The organism is Vibrio porteresiae DSM 19223 (genome assembly GCF_024347055.1).
GTDB classification, from domain to species: Bacteria; Pseudomonadota; Gammaproteobacteria; order Enterobacterales; family Vibrionaceae; genus Vibrio; species Vibrio porteresiae.
This window is the reverse complement of record NZ_AP024895.1, coordinates 1-19,247: the sequence shown is the minus strand read 5'-3', so window position 1 is coordinate 19,247 and position 19,247 is coordinate 1. Positions and strand designations below refer to the sequence as shown.

At 43.6% G+C, this 19,247-nt stretch carries 18 protein-coding genes; 11 read left to right on the top strand and 7 right to left on the bottom strand.

Annotation, left to right across the window (positions count from 1 at the left end; translation table 11 throughout):
- The first annotated feature begins 97 nt into the window (after positions 1–97).
- Entirely contained in the window at positions 98–1,345 is a 1,248-nt protein-coding gene (locus OCV11_RS00090; protein ID WP_261894188.1) for a valine--pyruvate transaminase, read from the top strand.
- 117 nt (positions 1,346–1,462) lie between these two features.
- Here the strand turns inward: OCV11_RS00090 and OCV11_RS00085 are convergent, their stop codons facing one another.
- Positions 1,463–1,915, bottom strand: a complete 453-nt coding sequence (locus OCV11_RS00085) for an Hsp20 family protein (protein WP_261896328.1) — start codon at positions 1,913–1,915, stop codon at positions 1,463–1,465.
- Positions 1,916–2,240: 325 nt separating this feature from the next.
- Between OCV11_RS00085 and OCV11_RS00080 the strand changes: the two genes are divergently transcribed.
- Positions 2,241–3,089: a helix-turn-helix domain-containing protein gene (locus OCV11_RS00080; protein ID WP_261894187.1), complete on the top strand. Its 849-nt coding sequence runs from the start codon at positions 2,241–2,243 to the stop codon at positions 3,087–3,089.
- Here the strand turns inward: OCV11_RS00080 and OCV11_RS00075 are convergent, their stop codons facing one another.
- The 6 genes from OCV11_RS00075 to dnaA form a co-directional block, all read right to left on the bottom strand.
- Complete coding sequence (locus tag OCV11_RS00075) at positions 3,090–4,202, bottom strand: succinylglutamate desuccinylase/aspartoacylase family protein (protein WP_261894185.1); 1,113 nt, start codon at positions 4,200–4,202, stop codon at positions 3,090–3,092.
- A gap of 109 nt (positions 4,203–4,311) precedes the next feature.
- Positions 4,312–5,088 (bottom strand): transporter substrate-binding domain-containing protein, encoded by a 777-nt coding sequence (locus OCV11_RS00070; RefSeq protein WP_261894184.1) that lies wholly within the window; start codon positions 5,086–5,088, stop codon positions 4,312–4,314.
- A 225-nt stretch (positions 5,089–5,313) separates the two neighbouring features.
- Positions 5,314–7,731 carry a DNA topoisomerase (ATP-hydrolyzing) subunit B gene (gene gyrB, locus OCV11_RS00065; protein WP_261894182.1) on the bottom strand — a complete coding sequence of 806 codons (2,418 nt, stop codon included), beginning with the start codon at positions 7,729–7,731 and terminating at the stop codon, positions 5,314–5,316.
- Positions 7,732–7,750: 19 nt separating this feature from the next.
- Positions 7,751–8,830: a DNA replication/repair protein RecF gene (gene recF, locus OCV11_RS00060; RefSeq protein WP_261894180.1), complete on the bottom strand. Its 1,080-nt coding sequence runs from the start codon at positions 8,828–8,830 to the stop codon at positions 7,751–7,753.
- A 20-nt stretch (positions 8,831–8,850) separates the two neighbouring features.
- On the bottom strand, positions 8,851–9,951 hold the full coding sequence (gene dnaN, locus OCV11_RS00055; protein WP_261894179.1) for a DNA polymerase III subunit beta: 1,101 nt from the start codon (positions 9,949–9,951) through the stop codon (positions 8,851–8,853).
- 49 nt (positions 9,952–10,000) lie between these two features.
- Positions 10,001–11,407 carry a chromosomal replication initiator protein DnaA gene (gene dnaA / locus OCV11_RS00050; RefSeq protein ID WP_261894178.1) on the bottom strand — a complete coding sequence of 469 codons (1,407 nt, stop codon included), beginning with the start codon at positions 11,405–11,407 and terminating at the stop codon, positions 10,001–10,003.
- 311 nt (positions 11,408–11,718) lie between these two features.
- On the opposite strand from dnaA, the gene OCV11_RS00045 reads away from it, so the two are divergent.
- From OCV11_RS00045 to mioC, 9 genes are all read left to right on the top strand, one after another.
- Complete coding sequence (locus OCV11_RS00045) at positions 11,719–12,465, top strand: amino acid ABC transporter substrate-binding protein (RefSeq protein WP_261894177.1); 747 nt, start codon at positions 11,719–11,721, stop codon at positions 12,463–12,465.
- 75 nt (positions 12,466–12,540) lie between these two features.
- Positions 12,541–13,212, top strand: coding sequence for an amino acid ABC transporter permease (locus OCV11_RS00040; protein WP_261894175.1), 672 nt, complete (start codon positions 12,541–12,543; stop codon positions 13,210–13,212).
- Positions 13,209–13,946, top strand: a complete 738-nt coding sequence (locus tag OCV11_RS00035; RefSeq protein ID WP_261894174.1) for an amino acid ABC transporter ATP-binding protein — start codon at positions 13,209–13,211, stop codon at positions 13,944–13,946. Before OCV11_RS00040 ends, OCV11_RS00035 begins: the two co-directional genes overlap by 4 nt.
- Positions 13,947–14,194: 248 nt before the next feature.
- On the top strand, positions 14,195–14,329 hold the full coding sequence (gene rpmH, locus OCV11_RS00030) for a 50S ribosomal protein L34 (protein WP_068711266.1): 135 nt from the start codon (positions 14,195–14,197) through the stop codon (positions 14,327–14,329).
- A 47-nt stretch (positions 14,330–14,376) separates the two neighbouring features.
- Positions 14,377–14,700 carry a ribonuclease P protein component gene (gene rnpA / locus OCV11_RS00025; RefSeq protein ID WP_231894410.1) on the top strand — a complete coding sequence of 108 codons (324 nt, stop codon included), beginning with the start codon at positions 14,377–14,379 and terminating at the stop codon, positions 14,698–14,700.
- A complete protein-coding gene (gene yidD, locus OCV11_RS00020) occupies positions 14,667–14,924 on the top strand; it encodes a membrane protein insertion efficiency factor YidD (RefSeq protein ID WP_082712189.1) in 258 nt (85 codons plus the stop codon). The genes rnpA and yidD overlap by 34 nt, the downstream gene beginning before the upstream one ends.
- Before the next feature lie 2 nt (positions 14,925–14,926).
- Positions 14,927–16,567, top strand: coding sequence for a membrane protein insertase YidC (gene yidC / locus OCV11_RS00015; protein WP_261894172.1), 1,641 nt, complete (start codon positions 14,927–14,929; stop codon positions 16,565–16,567).
- Positions 16,568–16,662: 95 nt separating this feature from the next.
- Complete coding sequence (mnmE, locus tag OCV11_RS00010; RefSeq protein WP_261894171.1) at positions 16,663–18,024, top strand: tRNA uridine-5-carboxymethylaminomethyl(34) synthesis GTPase MnmE; 1,362 nt, start codon at positions 16,663–16,665, stop codon at positions 18,022–18,024.
- Positions 18,025–18,318: 294 nt separating this feature from the next.
- Complete coding sequence (gene mioC / locus OCV11_RS00005; protein WP_261894170.1) at positions 18,319–18,753, top strand: FMN-binding protein MioC; 435 nt, start codon at positions 18,319–18,321, stop codon at positions 18,751–18,753.
- Positions 18,754–19,247 lie beyond the last annotated feature (494 nt).

The window sequence follows — 19,247 nt, the reverse complement described above, 5'->3', positions numbered from 1 at the left end:
CTTGTTTGATGCGGTATGTTCAATAAAGACTCAACACGGTGCTTTTTGCGCCACACTTTACTAATAAAAACAAACACACATATCAGGTATTCGAGTAATGCAGTTTTCAACATTTGGCGAGAAGTTTAATCGGTATTCCGGCATCACCCAATTAATGGACGATCTCAATGATGGTCTTAGAACACCGGGCGCAATTATGCTCGGTGGCGGCAACCCCGCAGCGATTCCAGAGATGCTCGATTACTTTAAGCAAACCAGTGAAGAAATGCTCAAGGACGGCTCGCTGATTTCGGCCATGACAAACTACGATGGCCCGCAAGGAAAAGACCAATTCATCAAGTTGTTAGCGACTCTAATTAAAGACACCTATGGTTGGAACATCAGCGAAAAAAACATCAGCTTAACCAATGGTAGTCAAAGTGGCTTTTTCTATTTGTTTAATCTGTTGGCGGGCAAACAACCCGACGGTTCACACAAAAAAATCTTGCTACCTCTTGCTCCGGAATACATTGGTTATGGTGATTCAGGTATTGATGAAGATATCTTTGTCTCCTACCGTCCAGAGATCGAATTACTCGATAACGGCTTATTTAAATATCATGTCGATTTTGAACAGCTACATGTTGATGAGTCGGTGGCTGCCATTTGTGCCTCTCGTCCAACAAACCCAACTGGCAACGTATTAACCGAAGAGGAAATCCATAAGCTCGATGAGCTAGCTCGTGCGAACAACATTCCGCTGATCATCGATAATGCTTACGGCGTACCTTTCCCTAACATCATTTTTGAAGACGTTGAACCGTTCTGGAATGACAACACCATTCTATGTATGAGCTTGTCGAAACTGGGATTACCAGGTGTGCGTTGTGGCATCGTGATCGCCAACGAGAAAATCACCCAAGCACTCGCGAACATGAATGGCATTATCAGCCTAGCACCGAGTGGTGTTGGCCCTGCAATCGCCCAAAAGATGATAGAAAAAGGCGACTTACTGCGTTTAAGCCAAGAGGTAATCAAACCTTTTTATCGTCTAAAGGCTGCTCAAGCGGTTGCTATGCTGCAAGAAGCGATTACCGATTCTCGTTTTCGTATCCATAAACCGGAAGGCGCTATCTTTTTATGGCTATGGTTTGATGGGCTACCAATCACCACAATGAAACTTTACCAACGTTTAAAAGCGCGTGGTGTACTAGTAGTTCCGGGGGAATATTTCTTTATTGGTCAGAAAGAAGAGTGGCCTCACGCTCATCAATGCTTACGTATGAACTATGTTCAAGACAATGAAGCGATGCAAAAAGGCATCAATATCATTGCTGAAGAAGTGGCAAAAGCCTACGTTGAGTAGCTTTTAGGTTACTATGATCCAAAAGCATAAAGAGCATCTCACCAAATAAAAAGAGCACCATTCGGTGCTCTTTCACTTCTTTATCTCTGCAACAATCTTGCTAGCATTCTATCAAGATTACTCTTTTTTGCCTTCCAACAGATTAGTCGGAGCTTTGCCATTGATCGCAATCTTGCGAGGTTGCATTGCTTCTGGGATTTCGCGTTCTAAATCAATGTGTAGCAAACCATTTTCCATAGCAGCACCAGTGACTTTTACATAATCCGCCAATTGGAATTTGCGCTCAAAATCGCGTTCAGCGATACCTTGATAAATATAATTTTTATCGTCTTCGCCTTTACGTTTACCACTAACAACTAGGCTGGTTTCTTGCTGGGTAATATCCAATTCGTCTTCAGAAAATCCAGCAACAGCCATGGTAATGCGGTATTGGTTTTCCGCTTTTTGTTCGATGTTATATGGAGGGTAACCGCCCTGAGTATTGTTAGAAGCACCAGACTCCATCATGTTCAGTAGACGATCAAAACCAATTGCGTTGCGGTATAAAGGAGTGAAATCTAAAGTTCTCATCATTACTATCCTCGTTGTTTAAGCAATAGTCATAGCGATATGAAAGTCGCTATGTGATGGCATCTCATTCATCAATGACATGAGCCCATCAAGGTACATATTGTTTAGGGATGCGGTCCTCATTGAGCGATCCACATCGATTCCTATTCCAGAGGCCCTATCGGCATCCTCTTCACCAATAGATATAAGGCCGCTCAAATCGCTTTCAAGGGAATTTTTAAAAAAATTTTTTGTTCGGAGAAAAAGCGACCAATGCTGAAGGGATTAAGATAATGGCTAAACTATGTTACAAAGAGAGCAGATTCACTGGTTGAAGACCCTTTTTATGCAGACAGATTACCTTGCGATTAACCTTCGTTTATTGTGCAGCTATGTAGGCAGCGTCTCCGAATGCGCACGCAAAATGGGGATCAATCGCCAGCAGTTATCAAAATATCTAAATGGTAATACCACACCGACCATTCAGAGTTTGCGGAAACTGTGTGACTTCTTCGGCGTCGACACTGATGAGATCCAATTTGAACCAAAAATCTTTAAGTCTCTGATTTCTAGTCAAGAACGGACTTGGGAATCGCCAGACATTTGGGGCGATTCTCCGAGTTCAGAGCGCCATACCCAACATATCGAACAAATGCTGCAACGCTCGGGCAATGAGTTAGAAAAATACCTTGGTGACTATTACTACTACTACATGACCCCATCTTATCCAGGCTGTATCAGTAAAGGGTTTGCCCGCATAAGTCAGCGTAATGGTATTGGTTATTCCCATTTTTATGAACGTGCAGAGCCGGGGCAGGCCATGTTAGATGGGTATGAAATTGGCAAATTCGTGGGTGTCGTGATGCTATTAGGTGAGAGACTGCAAATTGTGGATTACAGCGTACATTGCCAGCGCGCGGTATCGCAGACGATTTTATACGGTGCGACCAAAGGTAATGTACATCTGCTTTCCGGGCTGACCATGGGAATTCAAGGCAGAAATTCACGGATTCCGTTCACCTCACGCGTGGTATTTGAAAAAATCAGCGATACACTTTCTCTGCGAGAAAAACTGAAAGGGGTCAAACTGCTCAAAATAGCGAGCGAACACATCTCCCCTGCTATTTTATCGAGACTAACCTCTTCCAGCTCTATAGATAATCCACACATTTTTACAGCGGCAGAAAACTTTTAACTATGGAGCTAACAAGTAACCACTGCGGATGATCTCACTGCCTGCAACATTACCAATCAACATGCCAGCGGTTGCCATTCTGCGTATGGTTCGCGAATACACATAGCCAGCCTGAGTGACGCGGACTTCTTCAATAGAATCGGTAATCGGATCTATCACCTGAGCAAATATTTGCCCCGCTTCCACCCAATCACCAGGTTGAACTTTAAGGACTAACACTCCACCCTGCGTCGTTTTTAATGTTTCAACCGCTGCAAGATCGCTACTTGGGGCTAGCGTCTCTGGCATATCATCAGCATCGCCAGCCACGACACCAAGCCATACTAAATAAGCCACAATCGCTTTAGCATCATGCTCAGCATATTCATCAGTGACATCCGCTTGACCACGGAGCTCCACCGTCGCACCAAGACAACCTTGCGGAATCATATCCCCAAACTCAGCATTCAATCGCTGCCATACCATATCCGTACTGCAATCAAATGGGTTTCCACCCGTATCATCCGCGAGCATATTCGCCTTAGAACCCAAACAGCGAGCTAAAGGTTCAATGCCCGACCAAGAATAATAGGTACTGTAGAGGTGCAACGCAGCCTCAAAGTCACAGTGCAGATCCAGCATCACATCGGAATCACAACTTAGTGTTTGCAATACTTTCTGCTGTGATTGCAATTCAGTTTGCGGTTGCCATTTAGCAAGTGCATTGAGCATCGACTCACGAATCAGTTGTTTATTCGCATCGACATCCTTGGTTAAGCGTTCCGCAACCTGCTGTTTTACTTCAGGGAAGGTATCTTTGTAACCACGATTAAAGTTCTGCCCCGTTTCCAATTCATAGCGGCCAAGATGAACATCCATCAGATGTTGGTTTTGCCCAATTGGGTTAGCTACCGGTACGAGTACCACTTCACCGTTAAGCTTCCCCTCTTGCTCAAGCGTTTTTAGCATTTGCTTTAATTGCCATGCCACCAGCATGCCTGGCAGCTCATCGGCATGCAAAGAAGCTTGGATATAGACTTTTTTACCATTACCACGACAGCCAAAATGAAAACTATCCACGTGGCGAGATGTTCCTGGTACAGGAGAAATCAAAGGGTGTTGTTTATGTTGCATAGGAAACGTCTAACTCTTTAAAAACAAAGACAGCTATTTTCTTTAGCTGCCTTTCACTCAACAAGTTGTATTATCGTCCTGGCACTAAAAATACCATCGACGTTGCATGTTATTGACCGCGATAAAGGTTCAAATCACCAAAATACTGACGTTGAATACGGTTATAAGTACCATCAGCATGGATTTTTTTCAGCCCATCGTTGAACAACGCGACCAATTTCTCATTACCTTTTTTCACCGCAATCGCTGAATCGGCAGGCAACAATTTATCTTCCACTCTTAGGTTAGTGAAATCACTGTGTTTACCCGCATCAATAAAATCAAACTGTGCTTGCAACATATCCTGGAAAGAGACATCAATTCGGCCATTGATTAAGTCCGCATACACTTGGTCTTGATCTTGGTAGGTTTGTACCTGCACACCATGGTTAGCGAAACGCTCACGCACATAGTGCTCTTGCATCGTACCTTGCTGCACACCAATCACTTTGCCTTTGAGAGATTCGACGGTGGGTTGTAGATGCAAATCAGCACGGCTTAACATAGAGGAAAAACCCGTCCAAACAATATCAGTAAACAACACTTGCTTGCGGCGCTTTTCCGACACACCAAGAGACGACATTACCGCGTCAATACGATTCACATTAAGGCTTGGGATCAGGCCATCAAAGTTAGAAGGAACCCATTCACACTTTTTCTGGATCTCTTTACAGATGGCATTGCCAAGATCAATTTCAAAACCGGACAAAGAACCATCTGGCTTCGTAAATTCGAATGGGGCAAAGGTCGCATCAACACCAATGCGAATAGTATCGTCTTTAGCTGCGTAGCTTCCAACTGACCAAAGAGAAGATAAAACTAAAAAAAGTAAACTTGCTCGCTTCATAATGACATCCGTTAAGTAATGCATAAGTATGCTTTTATATAATATTTTTACTCTATCGGGTTACTTTAACAAAGTCCACGAAGCTTTCTCTTTTACCTTGATGCTGACTGAAACTAACTAGCATCAACTTGCATCAAAGAACCAAGAATGACGTTGTAATATTTTGCATAGATATAAAAAAACCACTCCGGAGAGTGGTTTTCATATTCAAACTCGTGATAGCAACTAAACGTCTAGGTTAGCTACTTTCAGTGCGTTGTTTTCAATGAAGGCACGACGAGGTTCAACTTGGTCACCCATCAATGTAGTGAACAGCTCATCCGCTCCAACTGCATCTTCAATAGTAACACGCAGCATACGACGAGTGTCTGGGTCCATTGTGGTTTCCCAAAGTTGGTCAGGGTTCATTTCGCCCAAACCTTTGTATCGCTGTACCGCTAGACCACGACGAGACTCTTTCACTAACCAATCAATCGCTTGCGAGAAGCTGCTTACCGGTTGAATACGCTCACCACGTTTCACGTGTGCACCTTCTTCGATCAAGCTATCTAGAGACTCAGAAAGATCGGCAATTTTTGCGTACTCTTTTGAGTTCAGTAGATCAGTACTGATCAAATATTCGTGAGTCACACCGTTAGTACGAACAATGATACGAGGCAAGTAAGTGTTGTTTTCTTGGTCAAACTGTACTTCGTAGTTGTACTGGCTTGCACCAACTTCTTTCGCATTCAACTGTTCTACTAGTTTCGCAGTCCATGCATCCACATCCGCTTCAGTCTTACGTAGCTCTTCAGTCAAACGAGGAACATAGGTGAACTCGTACACCAAAGCGTGTGGGTAACGACGGCTCATACGTTTCGTTAGTTTCACAACTTCGTTGTACTCTTGAACCAATTTTTCAAGTGGTTCACCAGCCAGCGCAGGCGCATTTGCATTAACGTGCAGAGAAGCACCATCCAAGGCCAAAGAAATTTGGTATTGGGTCATTGCTTCTTCATCTTTGATGTACTGCTCTTGCTTACCTTTCTTCACTTTGTAAAGAGGTGGCTGAGCGATGTACACGTAACCACGTTCGATCAATTCAGGCATTTGACGATAGAAGAAGGTCAACAGTAGCGTACGAATGTGCGCACCATCGACGTCCGCATCGGTCATGATGATGATGTTGTGGTAACGAAGTTTATCTGGGTTGTACTCGTCACGACCGATACCACAACCAAGTGCAGTAATCAGTGTTGCTACTTCTTGAGAAGAGAGCATCTTGTCAAAACGAGCTTTCTCAACGTTCAAAATTTTACCTTTCAGCGGCAGAATCGCTTGATTCTTACGGTTACGACCTTGTTTTGCCGAACCGCCCGCTGAGTCCCCTTCCACTATGTAGAGTTCAGAAAGAGCAGGGTCTTTTTCTTGGCAGTCTGCTAGCTTGCCTGGCAGGCCTGCTAAATCAAGAGCGCCTTTACGACGAGTCATTTCACGAGCTTTACGCGCCGCTTCACGAGCACGAGCAGCATCGATGATTTTCGAACAAATGGTTTTCGCTTCGTTTGGATGCTCAACCAAGTAATCCGACATCTTCTCGCCCATGGTAGATTCCACAGCCGATTTCACCTCAGAAGAGACAAGCTTATCTTTGGTTTGGCTAGAGAACTTAGGATCTGGCACTTTAACTGAAATAACAGCAGTCAAACCTTCACGAGCATCATCACCTGACGTCGCAGTTTTTGCTTTCTTACTGTAGCCTTCTTTATCCATATAGGTATTCAGAGTACGAGTAAGTGCTGCACGGAAGCCCGCTAAGTGAGTACCACCATCGCGTTGAGGGATGTTGTTGGTAAAACAGTAGATGTTTTCTTGGAAACCATCGTTCCACTGTAGAGCCACTTCAACGGTAATACCGTCTTCACGCTCTTGAACAAAGTGGAATACTTTCTCATGAATTGGCGTTTTATTGCGGTTTAAGTGAGTTACAAACGCTTTAATACCACCGTCGTACATATAGTGGTTTTGTTTGTCATCTTCACGCTCATCACGTAGATGAATTGACACACCTGAGTTTAGGAATGACAGTTCGCGTAGACGTTTTGCCAAAATTTCATATTGGAATTCAATATTGGTAAACGTAGCGGCACTTGGCCAGAAACGCACTGTTGTACCAGAACGATCAGTTTCACCCACTTCAGCCAATGGAGCATCAGGTACACCATGGTGATAAGTTTGAGTATGGATTTTACCGTTACGATAAATGGTCAGTACCACTTTTTCTGATAGGGCGTTTACAACAGAAACACCTACGCCGTGCAAACCACCAGACACCTTGTATGAGTTGTCATCGAATTTACCACCAGCGTGCAGGACCGTCATAATAACTTCAGCAGCAGAGACTTTTTCTTCCGGGTGCAACTCAGTTGGAATACCACGGCCGTCATCGCTGACAGAAACGGAATTATCTTCGTGAATCGTTACTACGATATCTTTACAGTAACCCGCTAACGCTTCATCAATTGAGTTATCCACTACCTCAAAAACCATGTGGTGTAGACCGGTGCCATCATCTGTGTCCCCGATGTACATACCAGGACGCTTACGTACCGCATCCAGACCCTTCAGTACTTTAATACTCGATGAATCGTAATTATTCGACATGAGTTACTCTCTCACTATTTTATCCTTGCCCTATTTGGCCATGTTCCACATGAAACATCTTGCTATTCGGCTCGATCATGTCGGCAACTTGGCTTTCAGTAATAGAACTTACAAATACTTGAGCCCCCGTCGATTTTAAGCAATCAGCAAGACGCTTACGACGTTGGCTATCTAGTTCGGAGGCAAAATCATCAATTAAATAGATGCATTGCTTTCCTGTCAGTTCGGTGAGGTGCTGCCCCTGCGCAACACGCAACGCACACACCATCAATTTTAGCTGACCTCGTGAAAGAACATCTTCCACTGGTGTTCCATTCACTTTTATTTTTAAATCGGCTTTATTAGGGCCGCTGAAGGTGTAACCCAACAGTTGATCTCTTTCGAAATTCTTCTCCAATATCTCTTGATACGGAGTCTCTTTATCCCAGCCGCGATAATATTTTACCGCCACTTCGAACTCAGGCAAAAAAGAAGAACACAATGTTTGCGCGACAGATTTAATCTGTTCCACATAAAGCCAACGCCAAGCATCGATTTGCTCAGCTAAACGCGCCAACTCTTGGTCCCAATAACTCAACTCTCGATAGCTTTTTGCTGTTTTAAGTAACGCATTACGCTGTTTACTCAGACGCTTAAACCTACCCCATGCATCAAAAAATGCGGGTTCCGAATGAAAGACACCCCAATCGATAAATGCACGTCGTTGCTTAGGTCCATCCGTCAGTAAATCAAACCCTTCCGGATGAATAAGTTGCAGTGGCAATACTTGAGCCAACTGAGCCAATTTTTGGCCAGACTGACCGCCTATTTTAACCTCTGTTGAGCCATCACGCTGCTTATTAATGCCAATTGGTAACTCAAATTGATCCGGGTTCAAAAAACGCCCATGAACAAACAGCTCTTGGCACTCATTCTGAATCACTCGCCCGGTGATGGAACTCTTAAAAGAACGACCATGACCTAATAAATAAATCGCTTCTAGGACACTGGTTTTACCGCTGCCATTCGGCCCGATAAGAAAGTTAAAGCCTGATGATAGAGACATATCACAGGCTTTGATGTTGCGAAATTGCGAAATAACGAGACGAGTAAGCGGCATTGCGCAAATAAACTCAGAAACTACAGTCTAATTGGCATAACAACGTACATCGCGCTGTCATCTTCTACATTCTCAACCAACGCACTAGCATTTGCATCGGACATAGAAAAACGCACATTTTCACAACGCAATGTGTTGAGCACATCTAGGATATAACTCACGTTAAAGCCAATTTCGATCGGGTCACCGCTAAAAGAGACATCCAGCATCTCTTCCGCTTCTTCCTGTTCAGGGTTATTGGCAGTAATACGCATTTCGTTATTCGCCAAGTTAACACGAACACCACGGAATTTCTCGTTCGACAAAATCGCCGCACGGGAGAAAGCTTGACGCAATTCGTCACAGCTTGCCTGCAATGTTTTATTGGTATTTTGTGGTAATACGCGACGATAGTCAGGAAAGCGGCCATCGACTAGTTTAGAAGTGAAGATAAAGTTATTCACTTCTGCACGAATATTAGAGCTACCAATCTGCAGCGTAACAGTTTGCTCTGGTGCATCGAGCAACTTCACCAACTCGAGAACCCCTTTACGAGGAACAATCAACTGGGTTTGAGCAAGATTAGCCTCAAATTGAGTACTAGAAACCGCCATGCGGTGACCGTCAGTTGCCACAGAGCGTAATACGTTGCCATCAATTTCAAACAGCATACCGTTCAAATAGTAACGAACATCTTGGTTAGCCATTGAAAACTGAGTTTTTTCAATCAGACTACGCAAGTCACCTTGAGTAATCGTGAGTTCTACATCACTCTGCCAATCTTCGATATTTGGGAAATCCGCCGCAGGTAATGTCGCAAGAGAAAAACGACTACGACCAGAGTGCACTTGTACTCGGTCACCTTCCAAAACCACGGTGATCACAGCAGAATCAGGTAAACCACGGCAAATATCTAAAAACTTACGCGCAGGAACAGTAACGGCTCCCGCTTCAAATTCACCTTCAAGCGCAACACGACTCACCAACTCCACTTCCAAGTCGGTCGCCGTCATGGAAAGTTGGTTTTCTTCCACTTTCAGTAACAGGTTACTCAAAATAGGCAAAGTTGCTCGACCACCTAAAGTGCCTGACACTTGCTGTAGAGACTTAATAAAGTGGCTACGTTCAATGGTAAATTTCATAGTTAACTCTTACACGATGGAATAAATCAGCGCAAATCATACACGTGATTTAAGAAGAAAGCGTCCGAATCAGGTTCGAGTAGTCTTCTTTAATGTCATGACTCTCTTCCCGTAACTGTTCTATTTTACGACATGCATGCAATACTGTCGTATGGTCACGCCCACCAAATGCATCACCGATCTCCGGCAAGCTATGGTTAGTCAACTCTTTAGCCAAAGCCATGGCTAGCTGACGAGGACGAGCTACAGAACGTGAGCGACGTTTTGACAATAAGTCCGCCACTTTGATTTTGTAGTATTCTGCGACGGTTTTCTGAATGTTATCAATGGTGACCAGTTTTTCTTGCAGCGCAAGCAAATCACGCAGTGCTTCACGGACGAAATCAATAGTAATTGGGCGACCGGTAAAGTTCGCATTCGCGATCACTCGGTTTAAAGCCCCTTCCAATTCACGTACGTTAGAACGCAGACGTTTAGCAATAAAAAACGCAACTTCGTCAGGTAGATGAATCTGATGATCTTCTGCTTTTTTCATCAAAATCGCGACACGAGTTTCTAACTCTGGTGGCTCAATTGCCACAGTTAGACCCCAACCAAAACGAGATTTTAGACGATCTTCCACACCACTGATCTCTTTTGGATAGCGGTCTGAAGTCAAAATGATCTGTTGGTTGCCTTCAAGCAATGCGTTAAAGGTGTGGAAAAACTCTTCTTGTGAACGCTCTTTGTTCGCAAAAAATTGAATATCATCGATCAGCAACGCATCAACACTACGGTAATAACGTTTAAATTCTTCAATCGCGTTGTTTTGCAGTGCCTTTACCATGTCCTGAACAAAACGTTCAGAGTGCATGTACACCACTTTTGCATCAGGATTGTTGTCAACAATGGCATTACCCACCGCGTGCAACAGGTGCGTTTTACCTAAACCTGTGCCGCCATATAAAAATAGCGGGTTATAGGCACCACCAGGATTATCAGACACTTGACGAGCTGCTGCTAAACCAAGCTGGTTAGACTTACCCTCAACAAAGTTGTTGAACTTATGCTTAGGGTTAACATTAGAACGGTGACGAATATCCGCTAATTCATCTTCATCGTCTTCCCATGTTTTGTGAACCGGTTTACGGTGCACCAACTGAGCAGGCGCAGACGATTCTGCCGCGAGATCGGCCTTAGTACGTACTGGAGCAGGTTTTGGCGCCACGACAGGACGGCTACCCACTTCAAAACGCAAATTAGGGACATCATTACCACAATATTCTTTCAGTAACCGATTGATGTTATGGATATATTTATCTCGTACCCAGTCAAGAACAAAACGGTTAGGTGCAAACAAAGTGAGAGTATTGTCATTAAGCTCCGCCTGAAGCGGACGAACCCACATACTGAATTCAGTAGCTGATAGCTCTTCTTGAAGCTGTTGCAAACATTGCAACCAAAGCGAAGACGACACGTTTCCCTCACTCTAAGTCAATGATCGATAAAGACCGACAATTCTACCTGTTGATAACTAAGATCGCCAGCAATTGATCAACTTTCGATGTGAATAAGATCCTAGTTATTCACAATCTATTCGTATCGATTTTTTGGGATCCCCACAAGTTACCCAAGCTTACTCACATTATGATCCACATATCCCATGATCCTGTGAAGTTATCCCCATTTTTTGAGTTTGATTAAGTTATGTATCATAACTTCTAATTCTTTTTATTATTGAGTGGATAAACAGTAAAATTGCCCCATTCAAATGTGGAGATGAAAAAAATGAAAAATTGGTTAAAAGCTCTTATCGCAAGCTTTGCGATAGTGGCAGCGAGCGCTCAAGCAGCAACCGAAGTAAAAGTCGGCATGTCTGGTCGCTATTTCCCGTTCACTTTTGTGAAACAGGATAAGCTGCAAGGCTTTGAAGTTGACCTATGGAATGAAATTGGTAAACGTAACGACTATGACGTCAAGTTTGTGACAGCAAGCTTCTCTGGTCTATTTGGTTTGCTTGAAACAGGCCGTATCGATACCATCTCCAACCAAATTTCTGTAACGGCTGAACGCAAAGCGAAATATCTGTTCTCTGCACCCTATGTGATTGACGGTGCGCAAATTACCGTACGTAAAGGCAACAACTCCATCAAAGGTATTGAGGATCTTGCCGGTAAAAAAGTGGCTGTTAATTTAGGTTCTAACTTTGAACAGCTACTGCGCAAATACGATACTGAAGGCAAGATTGACATCAAAACTTACGACACCGGTATTGAGCAAGACGTGGTACTTGGTCGTTCCGATGCCTTCGTGATGGACAGACTATCTGCACTTGAACTGATTAAGAAATCAGGTTTACCGTTACAACTTGCAGGCTCTCCTTTTGAGAAAATCGAAAATGCTTGGCCTTTTGTGAACAATGCCAAAGGTAAAAAGCTCCAACAGCAAGTGAATAAAACCTTAGCGGCAATGAGAGCCGACGGCACTCTAGGCAAGATTTCGGAAAAATGGTTTGAAACCGACATTACGAAGTAATGTCTTAAATCACCCTCATTAACTTTAAGGTGGAATCTCGGTATTCCACCTTAATTATTTATGGAGCACTCATTCATGGGATTCGATTTTGAATACATGCTTAATCTCATGCCGATCCTACTCAAATACTTGGGTACTACGATGGCGATGGCAATGTGGGGACTACTCTTTGCTTTAGTGCTTTCCGTCACCCTTGCCATTATTCGAGTTTTCAAAATTCCGGTACTAGACCAACTTAGCCAACTCTATATAAGCTTCTTTCGCGGTACACCACTGCTCGTTCAGCTTTTTTTGATGTATTACGGTTTACCCCAAGTGATTCCTGCACTAGTGGGGCTAGATGCTTTCACCGCGTCAGTTATTGGCTTAACTCTGCATTTTGCTTCTTACATGGCTGAGAGCATTCGCGCCGCCATCATAGGAATTGATCGTAGCCAAATGGAAGCGGCACTTTCTATTGGTATGAACTCATCACAAGCGATGCGCAGGATCATTTTGCCTCAAGCTGCTCGTGTTGCTTTACCTTCCCTAATGAACTATTTCATCGATATGATCAAATCCACGTCGCTTGCCTTTACTCTTGGGGTAACTGAAATCATGGCCAAAGCTCAGATGGAAGCTTCATCCAGTTTTCGCTTCTTCGAAGCCTTCTTAGCTGTCGCTCTCATCTATTGGATCGTAGTTTTGGTGCTAACTCGTGTGCAAATTTGGGCTGAAGATAAATTGAATAAGGCATATCAACGATGATCACACTGAAAAATATTCATAAAAGTTTCGGTCACAGTGACATTCTCAAAGGGATTGATCTCTCAATTAACAAGGGAGAAATCATTGTGATCATCGGTTCTAGCGGCACAGGAAAGTCCACACTATTGCGCTGTGTGAACTGGTTAGAAACACCACACCATGGCGTGATTGAAATTGGTGATCTCAAGGTTGACGCTCAGACGGCAACGAAAAAGCAAATTCTCGCGCTTAGACGCAAAACCGGCTTTGTTTTCCAAAACTATGCTTTATTCAGCCACATGACTGCAAAACAGAATATTGCAGAAGGCCTAATAACCGTAAAAGGCTGGAGCAAAGCCGACGCTTACAAAACAGCGCAAACCATTTTGGATGATATTGGTCTTGGTGATAAAGCCGATCACTATCCAGCGGCACTTTCCGGCGGACAGCAGCAGCGAGTTGGAATTGGCCGAGCCATGGCACTCAAACCGGAACTTTTATTATTTGATGAGCCAACTTCAGCACTCGATCCTGAATGGGTTGGTGAAGTTCTTAATTTAATGAAAAAACTCGCGCAAGATCACCAGACAATGTTAGTGGTTACTCACGAGATGCAGTTTGCCAGAGAAGTCGCTGATAAAGTGATCTTCATGGCAGAAGGAAATATTGTTGAGCAAGGTTCTCCACAGGATATTTTTACTAATCCACAGGATCCTCGCTTAAAAAGATTCTTAAATCAGGTTGGGATCGACTAACGATCCTTGTGATTTTATGGATTGTCCGTATAATCTGCCGACCGGAATCGGTAAGCACTGTTATAAATTTTTTAATTGTAACTTTGCTTAGGGCAACCGAATCATTGACACCTAAAGTGACAGTGATTACAATTCCGCCTCTTTGTTAAGAGGCGTCGGACAGTCCTATCTTTAACAATAAAGAGAAGACATTTGCCCACGCCGGGTTTAATGAACCTAAAAACTACTGATCAGTAAGGTACAAAACAATGAAACGCACTTTTCAACCTTCAGTTCTAAAGCGCAAGCGCACTCACGGTTTCCGTGCACGCATGGCTACTGCGAACGGTCGTAAAGTAATCAACGCTCGTCGTGCTAAAGGCCGTAAGCGCCTTTCAAAATAATCGCTAAGTTTATTTTGAACACGTACGCGTTTAATCGGGAGTTACGTTTGTTAACTCCCGAGCATTATCAAACAGTCTTCCAGCAAGCTCATCGAGCTGGCTCTCCCCATTTCACAATTATTGCCCGTGCGAATAACCTTTCTCATCCTCGTTTAGGTTTGGCAGTTCCCAAAAAACAAATCAAAACCGCGGTAGGCCGTAATCGTTTTAAACGTCTCGCCCGAGAAAGCTTCCGGTTACAACAGCATAAACTTCCTAACAAAGATTTTGTTGTCATAGCCAAAAAGAGCGCGCAAGATTTGTCAAATGAGGAAATGTTTAATTTGTTCGATAAGTTATGGCAACGCCTGTCTCGCCCTTCACGTGGTTAGCCATTGGTTTAGTAAAACTTTACCAGTGGGTAATTAGTCCGCTCATCGGTCCTCGGTGTCGGTTTACTCCAACCTGCTCTAATTACGCTCTAGAAGCACTGAGAGTTCACGGTTTTGTAAAAGGGTGTTGGTTATCAGGCAAACGTCTATTAAAATGCCACCCTTTGAACGAAGGGGGCTTTGACCCCGTTCCACCAGTCCAAAAACAAGACAGAGATAAATAACGATGGATTCTCAACGTAATATCCTGTTAATTGCTCTAGCGTTAGTGTCTTTTTTGCTTTTCAATCAATGGAATGCATCTAAGACCGCACAAACGCAAGCAGCGATTGAACAGGTTCAAAATAGCAGTGATGCAACTGCGCCGTCTCAGGCAGGCAATTCAGATACACCAGCCGCAACTGAAGGTGCAACGACTCAAGCAACCGCGAAAATCATTACCGTAAAAACGGATGTACTGACTCTGTCTATCGATACCGTTGGTGGTGACGTAGTGGAAGCAAAACTGAACAAATATTCAGACGAGCTGCACTCATCAAACCCTTTCATTTTGCTTGATCGTACTCCAACGCATCAATTTATTGCTCAAAGTGGCCTATATGGTCCACAAGGTATCGACCAAAGCAATAACCGCGCAATTTACGAAACAAGTGAAAACAAATACACCTTGGCTGATGGCCAAGATGAATTACGTGTGCCACTGACTTACCAAGCAAACGGCATCACTTATACAAAAACGTTTATTCTAAAACGCGGCAGCTACGCACTTGATATGGTTTACGACATCAATAACCAATCAGGTAAGCCTGCCGACGTTCGTATGTATGCTCATCTACGTCAAAATCTAAAAGATTCTGGTGGTAGCCTAGCGATGCCAACTTACCATGGTGGCGCATACTCAACGCAAGATACTCGTTACAAAAAATACAGCTTTGATGACATGCAAGAGCGTAACCTAAACATCTCTCTACCACAGGGTGAAGGTTGGGCAGCAATGATTCAGCACTACTTTGCAGCAGCGTGGATTCCACGTGATAAAGCAGGTGCAGAACTTTACACTCGCGTTATCAAAAACTTTGGCGACATCGGTATTCGTTCTGAAGAGAAAACCATTGCGAACGGTCAAAATGGAGAATTCAAAGCAACACTTTGGGTTGGTCCAAAACTTCAAGATGCAATGGCAGCGACAGCTCCTAACCTAGACCTAGTGGTGGACTACGGCTGGTTATGGTTTATCGCTAAACCTCTGCACATGCTACTGTCATTCATTCAGAGCTTTGTTGGCAACTGGGGTGTCGCAATTATCTGTTTGACTCTGATTGTTCGTGGTGCAATGTACCCACTGACTAAAGCACAGTACACTTCAATGGCGAAAATGCGCATGCTGCAACCAAAACTGCAAGCAATGCGTGAACGTATTGGCGATGACCGTCAACGTATGAGCCAAGAAATGATGGCGCTATACAAAGAAGAAAAAGTAAACCCACTTGGTGGCTGTCTACCAATCTTCCTACAAATGCCTATCTTCATTTCATTGTACTGGGCGCTGATGGAATCAGTTGAACTACGTCACTCACCATTCTTTGGTTGGATCCAGGACTTGTCTGCACAAGACCCATACTTCATCCTGCCAGTATTGATGGGTATCAGTATGTTTATGATTCAAAAAATGAGTCCATCAACTGTTACTGATCCAATGCAGCAAAAAATCATGACCTTTATGCCTGTGATCTTCTCTGCATTCTTCCTGTTCTTCCCTTCAGGATTGGTTCTGTACTACTTGATGTCAAACATCGTAACTCTTGTTCAGCAGACTATGATCTACAAGTCTCTGGAAAAGAAAGGCTTACATAGCAAGAACGCGTAAGCTTAGATAATCCATGAGAAAGGCGGCCAAAAGGTCGCCTTTTTGTTATTGCCTGATTACAATTACGCAAAATAAAAACCTGCTTAGGTATAGTTATGACTACAGATACCATTGTCGCGCAAGCTACCGCTCCAGGGCGAGGCGGTGTCGGCATTATCCGTGTTTCCGGCCCATTAGCGGAACAAGTGGCTTTAGAAGTCACTGGTAAAAAACTGCGTCCTCGTTACGCCGAATACCTGCCATTCAAAAACCAAGAAGGCATCGAACTCGACCAAGGTATTGCGCTATTTTTTCCAAATCCACATTCGTTCACAGGCGAAGACGTACTCGAACTTCAGGGACACGGTGGACCAGTTGTCATTGATATGTTGATTAAACGTATTCTGACGATTCCTGGTATCCGTCCAGCACGTCCAGGCGAGTTTTCCGAACGCGCTTTCTTGAACGACAAAATGGACTTAACTCAAGCAGAAGCGATTGCCGATTTAATTGATGCGAGCTCTGAAGAAGCAGCAAAATCAGCACTGAAGTCTCTACAAGGTCAATTTTCTAAACGCATCAACACGCTGGTGGAATCCGTCATTCATCTTCGAATTTACGTCGAAGCTGCAATCGACTTTCCCGAAGAAGAAATCGATTTTCTTGCTGATGGTAAAGTTGCAGGCGATCTCGAAGCTATCATCGATAATCTTGCTGCGGTTCGTAAAGAAGCCAACCAAGGCGCGATTATGCGTGAAGGAATGAAGGTGGTGATTGCTGGTCGCCCTAATGCAGGTAAATCAAGCTTGCTTAATGCGTTATCAGGCAAAGAGTCCGCTATCGTCACCGATATCGCTGGAACGACCCGTGACGTGCTTAGAGAACACATCCATATCGACGGTATGCCTTTGCATATCATCGATACTGCAGGCCTACGTGAAGCCTCTGATGAAGTAGAACGCATCGGTATCGAACGTGCTTGGGATGAAATCAACCAAGCAGACCGTGTTTTGTTCATGGTTGATGGCACCACAACTGATGCAACCGATCCTAAAGAAATTTGGCCCGACTTTGTTGATCGTCTACCAAACCATATCGGAATGACAGTGATCCGCAATAAAGTGGATCAAACCGGTGAAACTCTTGGTATCACCGAAAACGAGAATGCCATGCTAATTCGCTTATCAGCTAAGACAGGGGCTGGTATTGATGAATTGCGTGAACATCTCAAACAGTGCATGGGCTTCTCCGGTAACCAAGAGGGTGGCTTTATGGCTCGCCGTCGTCATTTAGATGCCCTAGAACGCGCAGCAGAACATCTGCTAACGGGTAAAGAACAGTTAGAAGGCTACATGGCAGGTGAAATCCTCGCTGAGGAATTACGACTCGCTCAGCAGCATCTCAATGAGATCACTGGTGAATTTAGTTCCGATGATCTACTTGGTCGTATCTTCTCATCGTTCTGTATTGGTAAATAATTTATTTCCATACCTATCTAAAGGGCTTCTCTGAAGCCCTTTTTTATTGTGTAAAAACAGCATGGAACACTAGCATTCCTTTAGTTGTCACAATAGGATACTGAGACATAGTCAGTCATTATCTCTGTGTTCATACTGGTTAAACGCCACAAAACTTAGCCAAAAGATTCAGTGATAGCATTCAGTAACACTATGAGAAATGGTGCGCTTTACCTTACCTTTTTACCGAGTAATAGAGCGCTCATTATTACCATAGTGACAACCGTACTTAGATATATTCAATAGGATAACCATATGATCCATATAATTACCGGCAGCACTTTAGGCAGTGCAGAATACGTAGGTGATCATCTTAGTGATCTGCTACAAGGGCAAGGATTAGAAACAACGATCCACAATCAACCGGATCCCGATGACATTCCTGCTGAAGGTACATGGCTTGTCGTTACATCCACCCATGGTGCTGGTGAGTATCCTGATAATATTCAATCATTTATTAATTATCTTCAGAATACTCCTCCAAATACTCAAAACCTGAAGTTCGCTGTTGTTGCTATTGGTGATTCGAGCTACGACACCTTCTGTGCCGCTGGTAAACATGCTTATGCTCTACTTGAAGATATCGGTGCAACACCAATAACTGAGCTGTTAACGATCGATATCCAAGAACATCCAGTGCCAGAAGATGCCGCAGAAGAGTGGTTCAACACGATCAGTGAGCAATTCTAATCCCTCCCTCTTTGCGATCTTTCACTTACTAGGCGGCTTTTCGTTCGCCTAGTGATAGATCTCTTTGTCATATTCTATCAACTGTTATTACCATTTTACCAAAAGTGGTGTTTATTTAATCAAAACATCTGTGGATAAGTTAGCATTTATCCGGTGATCAACCTATAGTTATCCAGATAATAACTTTGATCACTTTTCCTATCTGTGTATAACTCGCCATTTTGATCCCAGGTCATCCTCGATCAGATCAGTGGATGATCACAACTTCTGATCCGTTAAAGATCCATGATCTAGTTGATCATTTTTTACTTATCCACAGAGATCGTTGATCCTAATAATAGATCCAGTAAAGAGATCTATATAAAGATCTAATATTCTTAAAGAGCTTTTTTGATCCATGAAAAAATGTGAAAAGCGATTTAATAGCCAGCAGAAAGAAGGTAGAATACGCGTCCCAATTTTCCTTAGCTTTAACAGATTACCTGAGGTCGTTC

Excerpts from the sequence above, each read along its gene's own strand:
- OCV11_RS00080 (WP_261894187.1), top strand. The coding sequence starts at position 2,241 with ATGCAGACAGATTACCTTGCGATTAACCTTCGTTTATTGTGCAGCTAT.
- OCV11_RS00070 (WP_261894184.1), bottom strand. The coding sequence starts at position 5,088 with ATGAAGCGAGCAAGTTTACTTTTTTTAGTTTTATCTTCTCTTTGGTCA.
- dnaN (WP_261894179.1), bottom strand. The coding sequence starts at position 9,951 with ATGAAATTTACCATTGAACGTAGCCACTTTATTAAGTCTCTACAGCAA.
- recF (WP_261894180.1), bottom strand. The coding sequence starts at position 8,830 with ATGCCGCTTACTCGTCTCGTTATTTCGCAATTTCGCAACATCAAAGCC.
- OCV11_RS00045 (WP_261894177.1), top strand. The coding sequence starts at position 11,719 with ATGAAAAATTGGTTAAAAGCTCTTATCGCAAGCTTTGCGATAGTGGCA.
- OCV11_RS00090 (WP_261894188.1), top strand. The coding sequence starts at position 98 with ATGCAGTTTTCAACATTTGGCGAGAAGTTTAATCGGTATTCCGGCATC.
- yidD (WP_082712189.1), top strand. The coding sequence starts at position 14,667 with ATGGCAACGCCTGTCTCGCCCTTCACGTGGTTAGCCATTGGTTTAGTA.
- mnmE (WP_261894171.1), top strand. The coding sequence starts at position 16,663 with ATGACTACAGATACCATTGTCGCGCAAGCTACCGCTCCAGGGCGAGGC.
- rpmH (WP_068711266.1), top strand. The coding sequence starts at position 14,195 with ATGAAACGCACTTTTCAACCTTCAGTTCTAAAGCGCAAGCGCACTCAC.
- OCV11_RS00040 (WP_261894175.1), top strand. The coding sequence starts at position 12,541 with ATGGGATTCGATTTTGAATACATGCTTAATCTCATGCCGATCCTACTC.
- yidC (WP_261894172.1), top strand. The coding sequence starts at position 14,927 with ATGGATTCTCAACGTAATATCCTGTTAATTGCTCTAGCGTTAGTGTCT.
- gyrB (WP_261894182.1), bottom strand. The coding sequence starts at position 7,731 with ATGTCGAATAATTACGATTCATCGAGTATTAAAGTACTGAAGGGTCTG.
- OCV11_RS00075 (WP_261894185.1), bottom strand. The coding sequence starts at position 4,202 with ATGCAACATAAACAACACCCTTTGATTTCTCCTGTACCAGGAACATCT.
- OCV11_RS00085 (WP_261896328.1), bottom strand. The coding sequence starts at position 1,915 with ATGAGAACTTTAGATTTCACTCCTTTATACCGCAACGCAATTGGTTTT.
- mioC (WP_261894170.1), top strand. The coding sequence starts at position 18,319 with ATGATCCATATAATTACCGGCAGCACTTTAGGCAGTGCAGAATACGTA.
- OCV11_RS00035 (WP_261894174.1), top strand. The coding sequence starts at position 13,209 with ATGATCACACTGAAAAATATTCATAAAAGTTTCGGTCACAGTGACATT.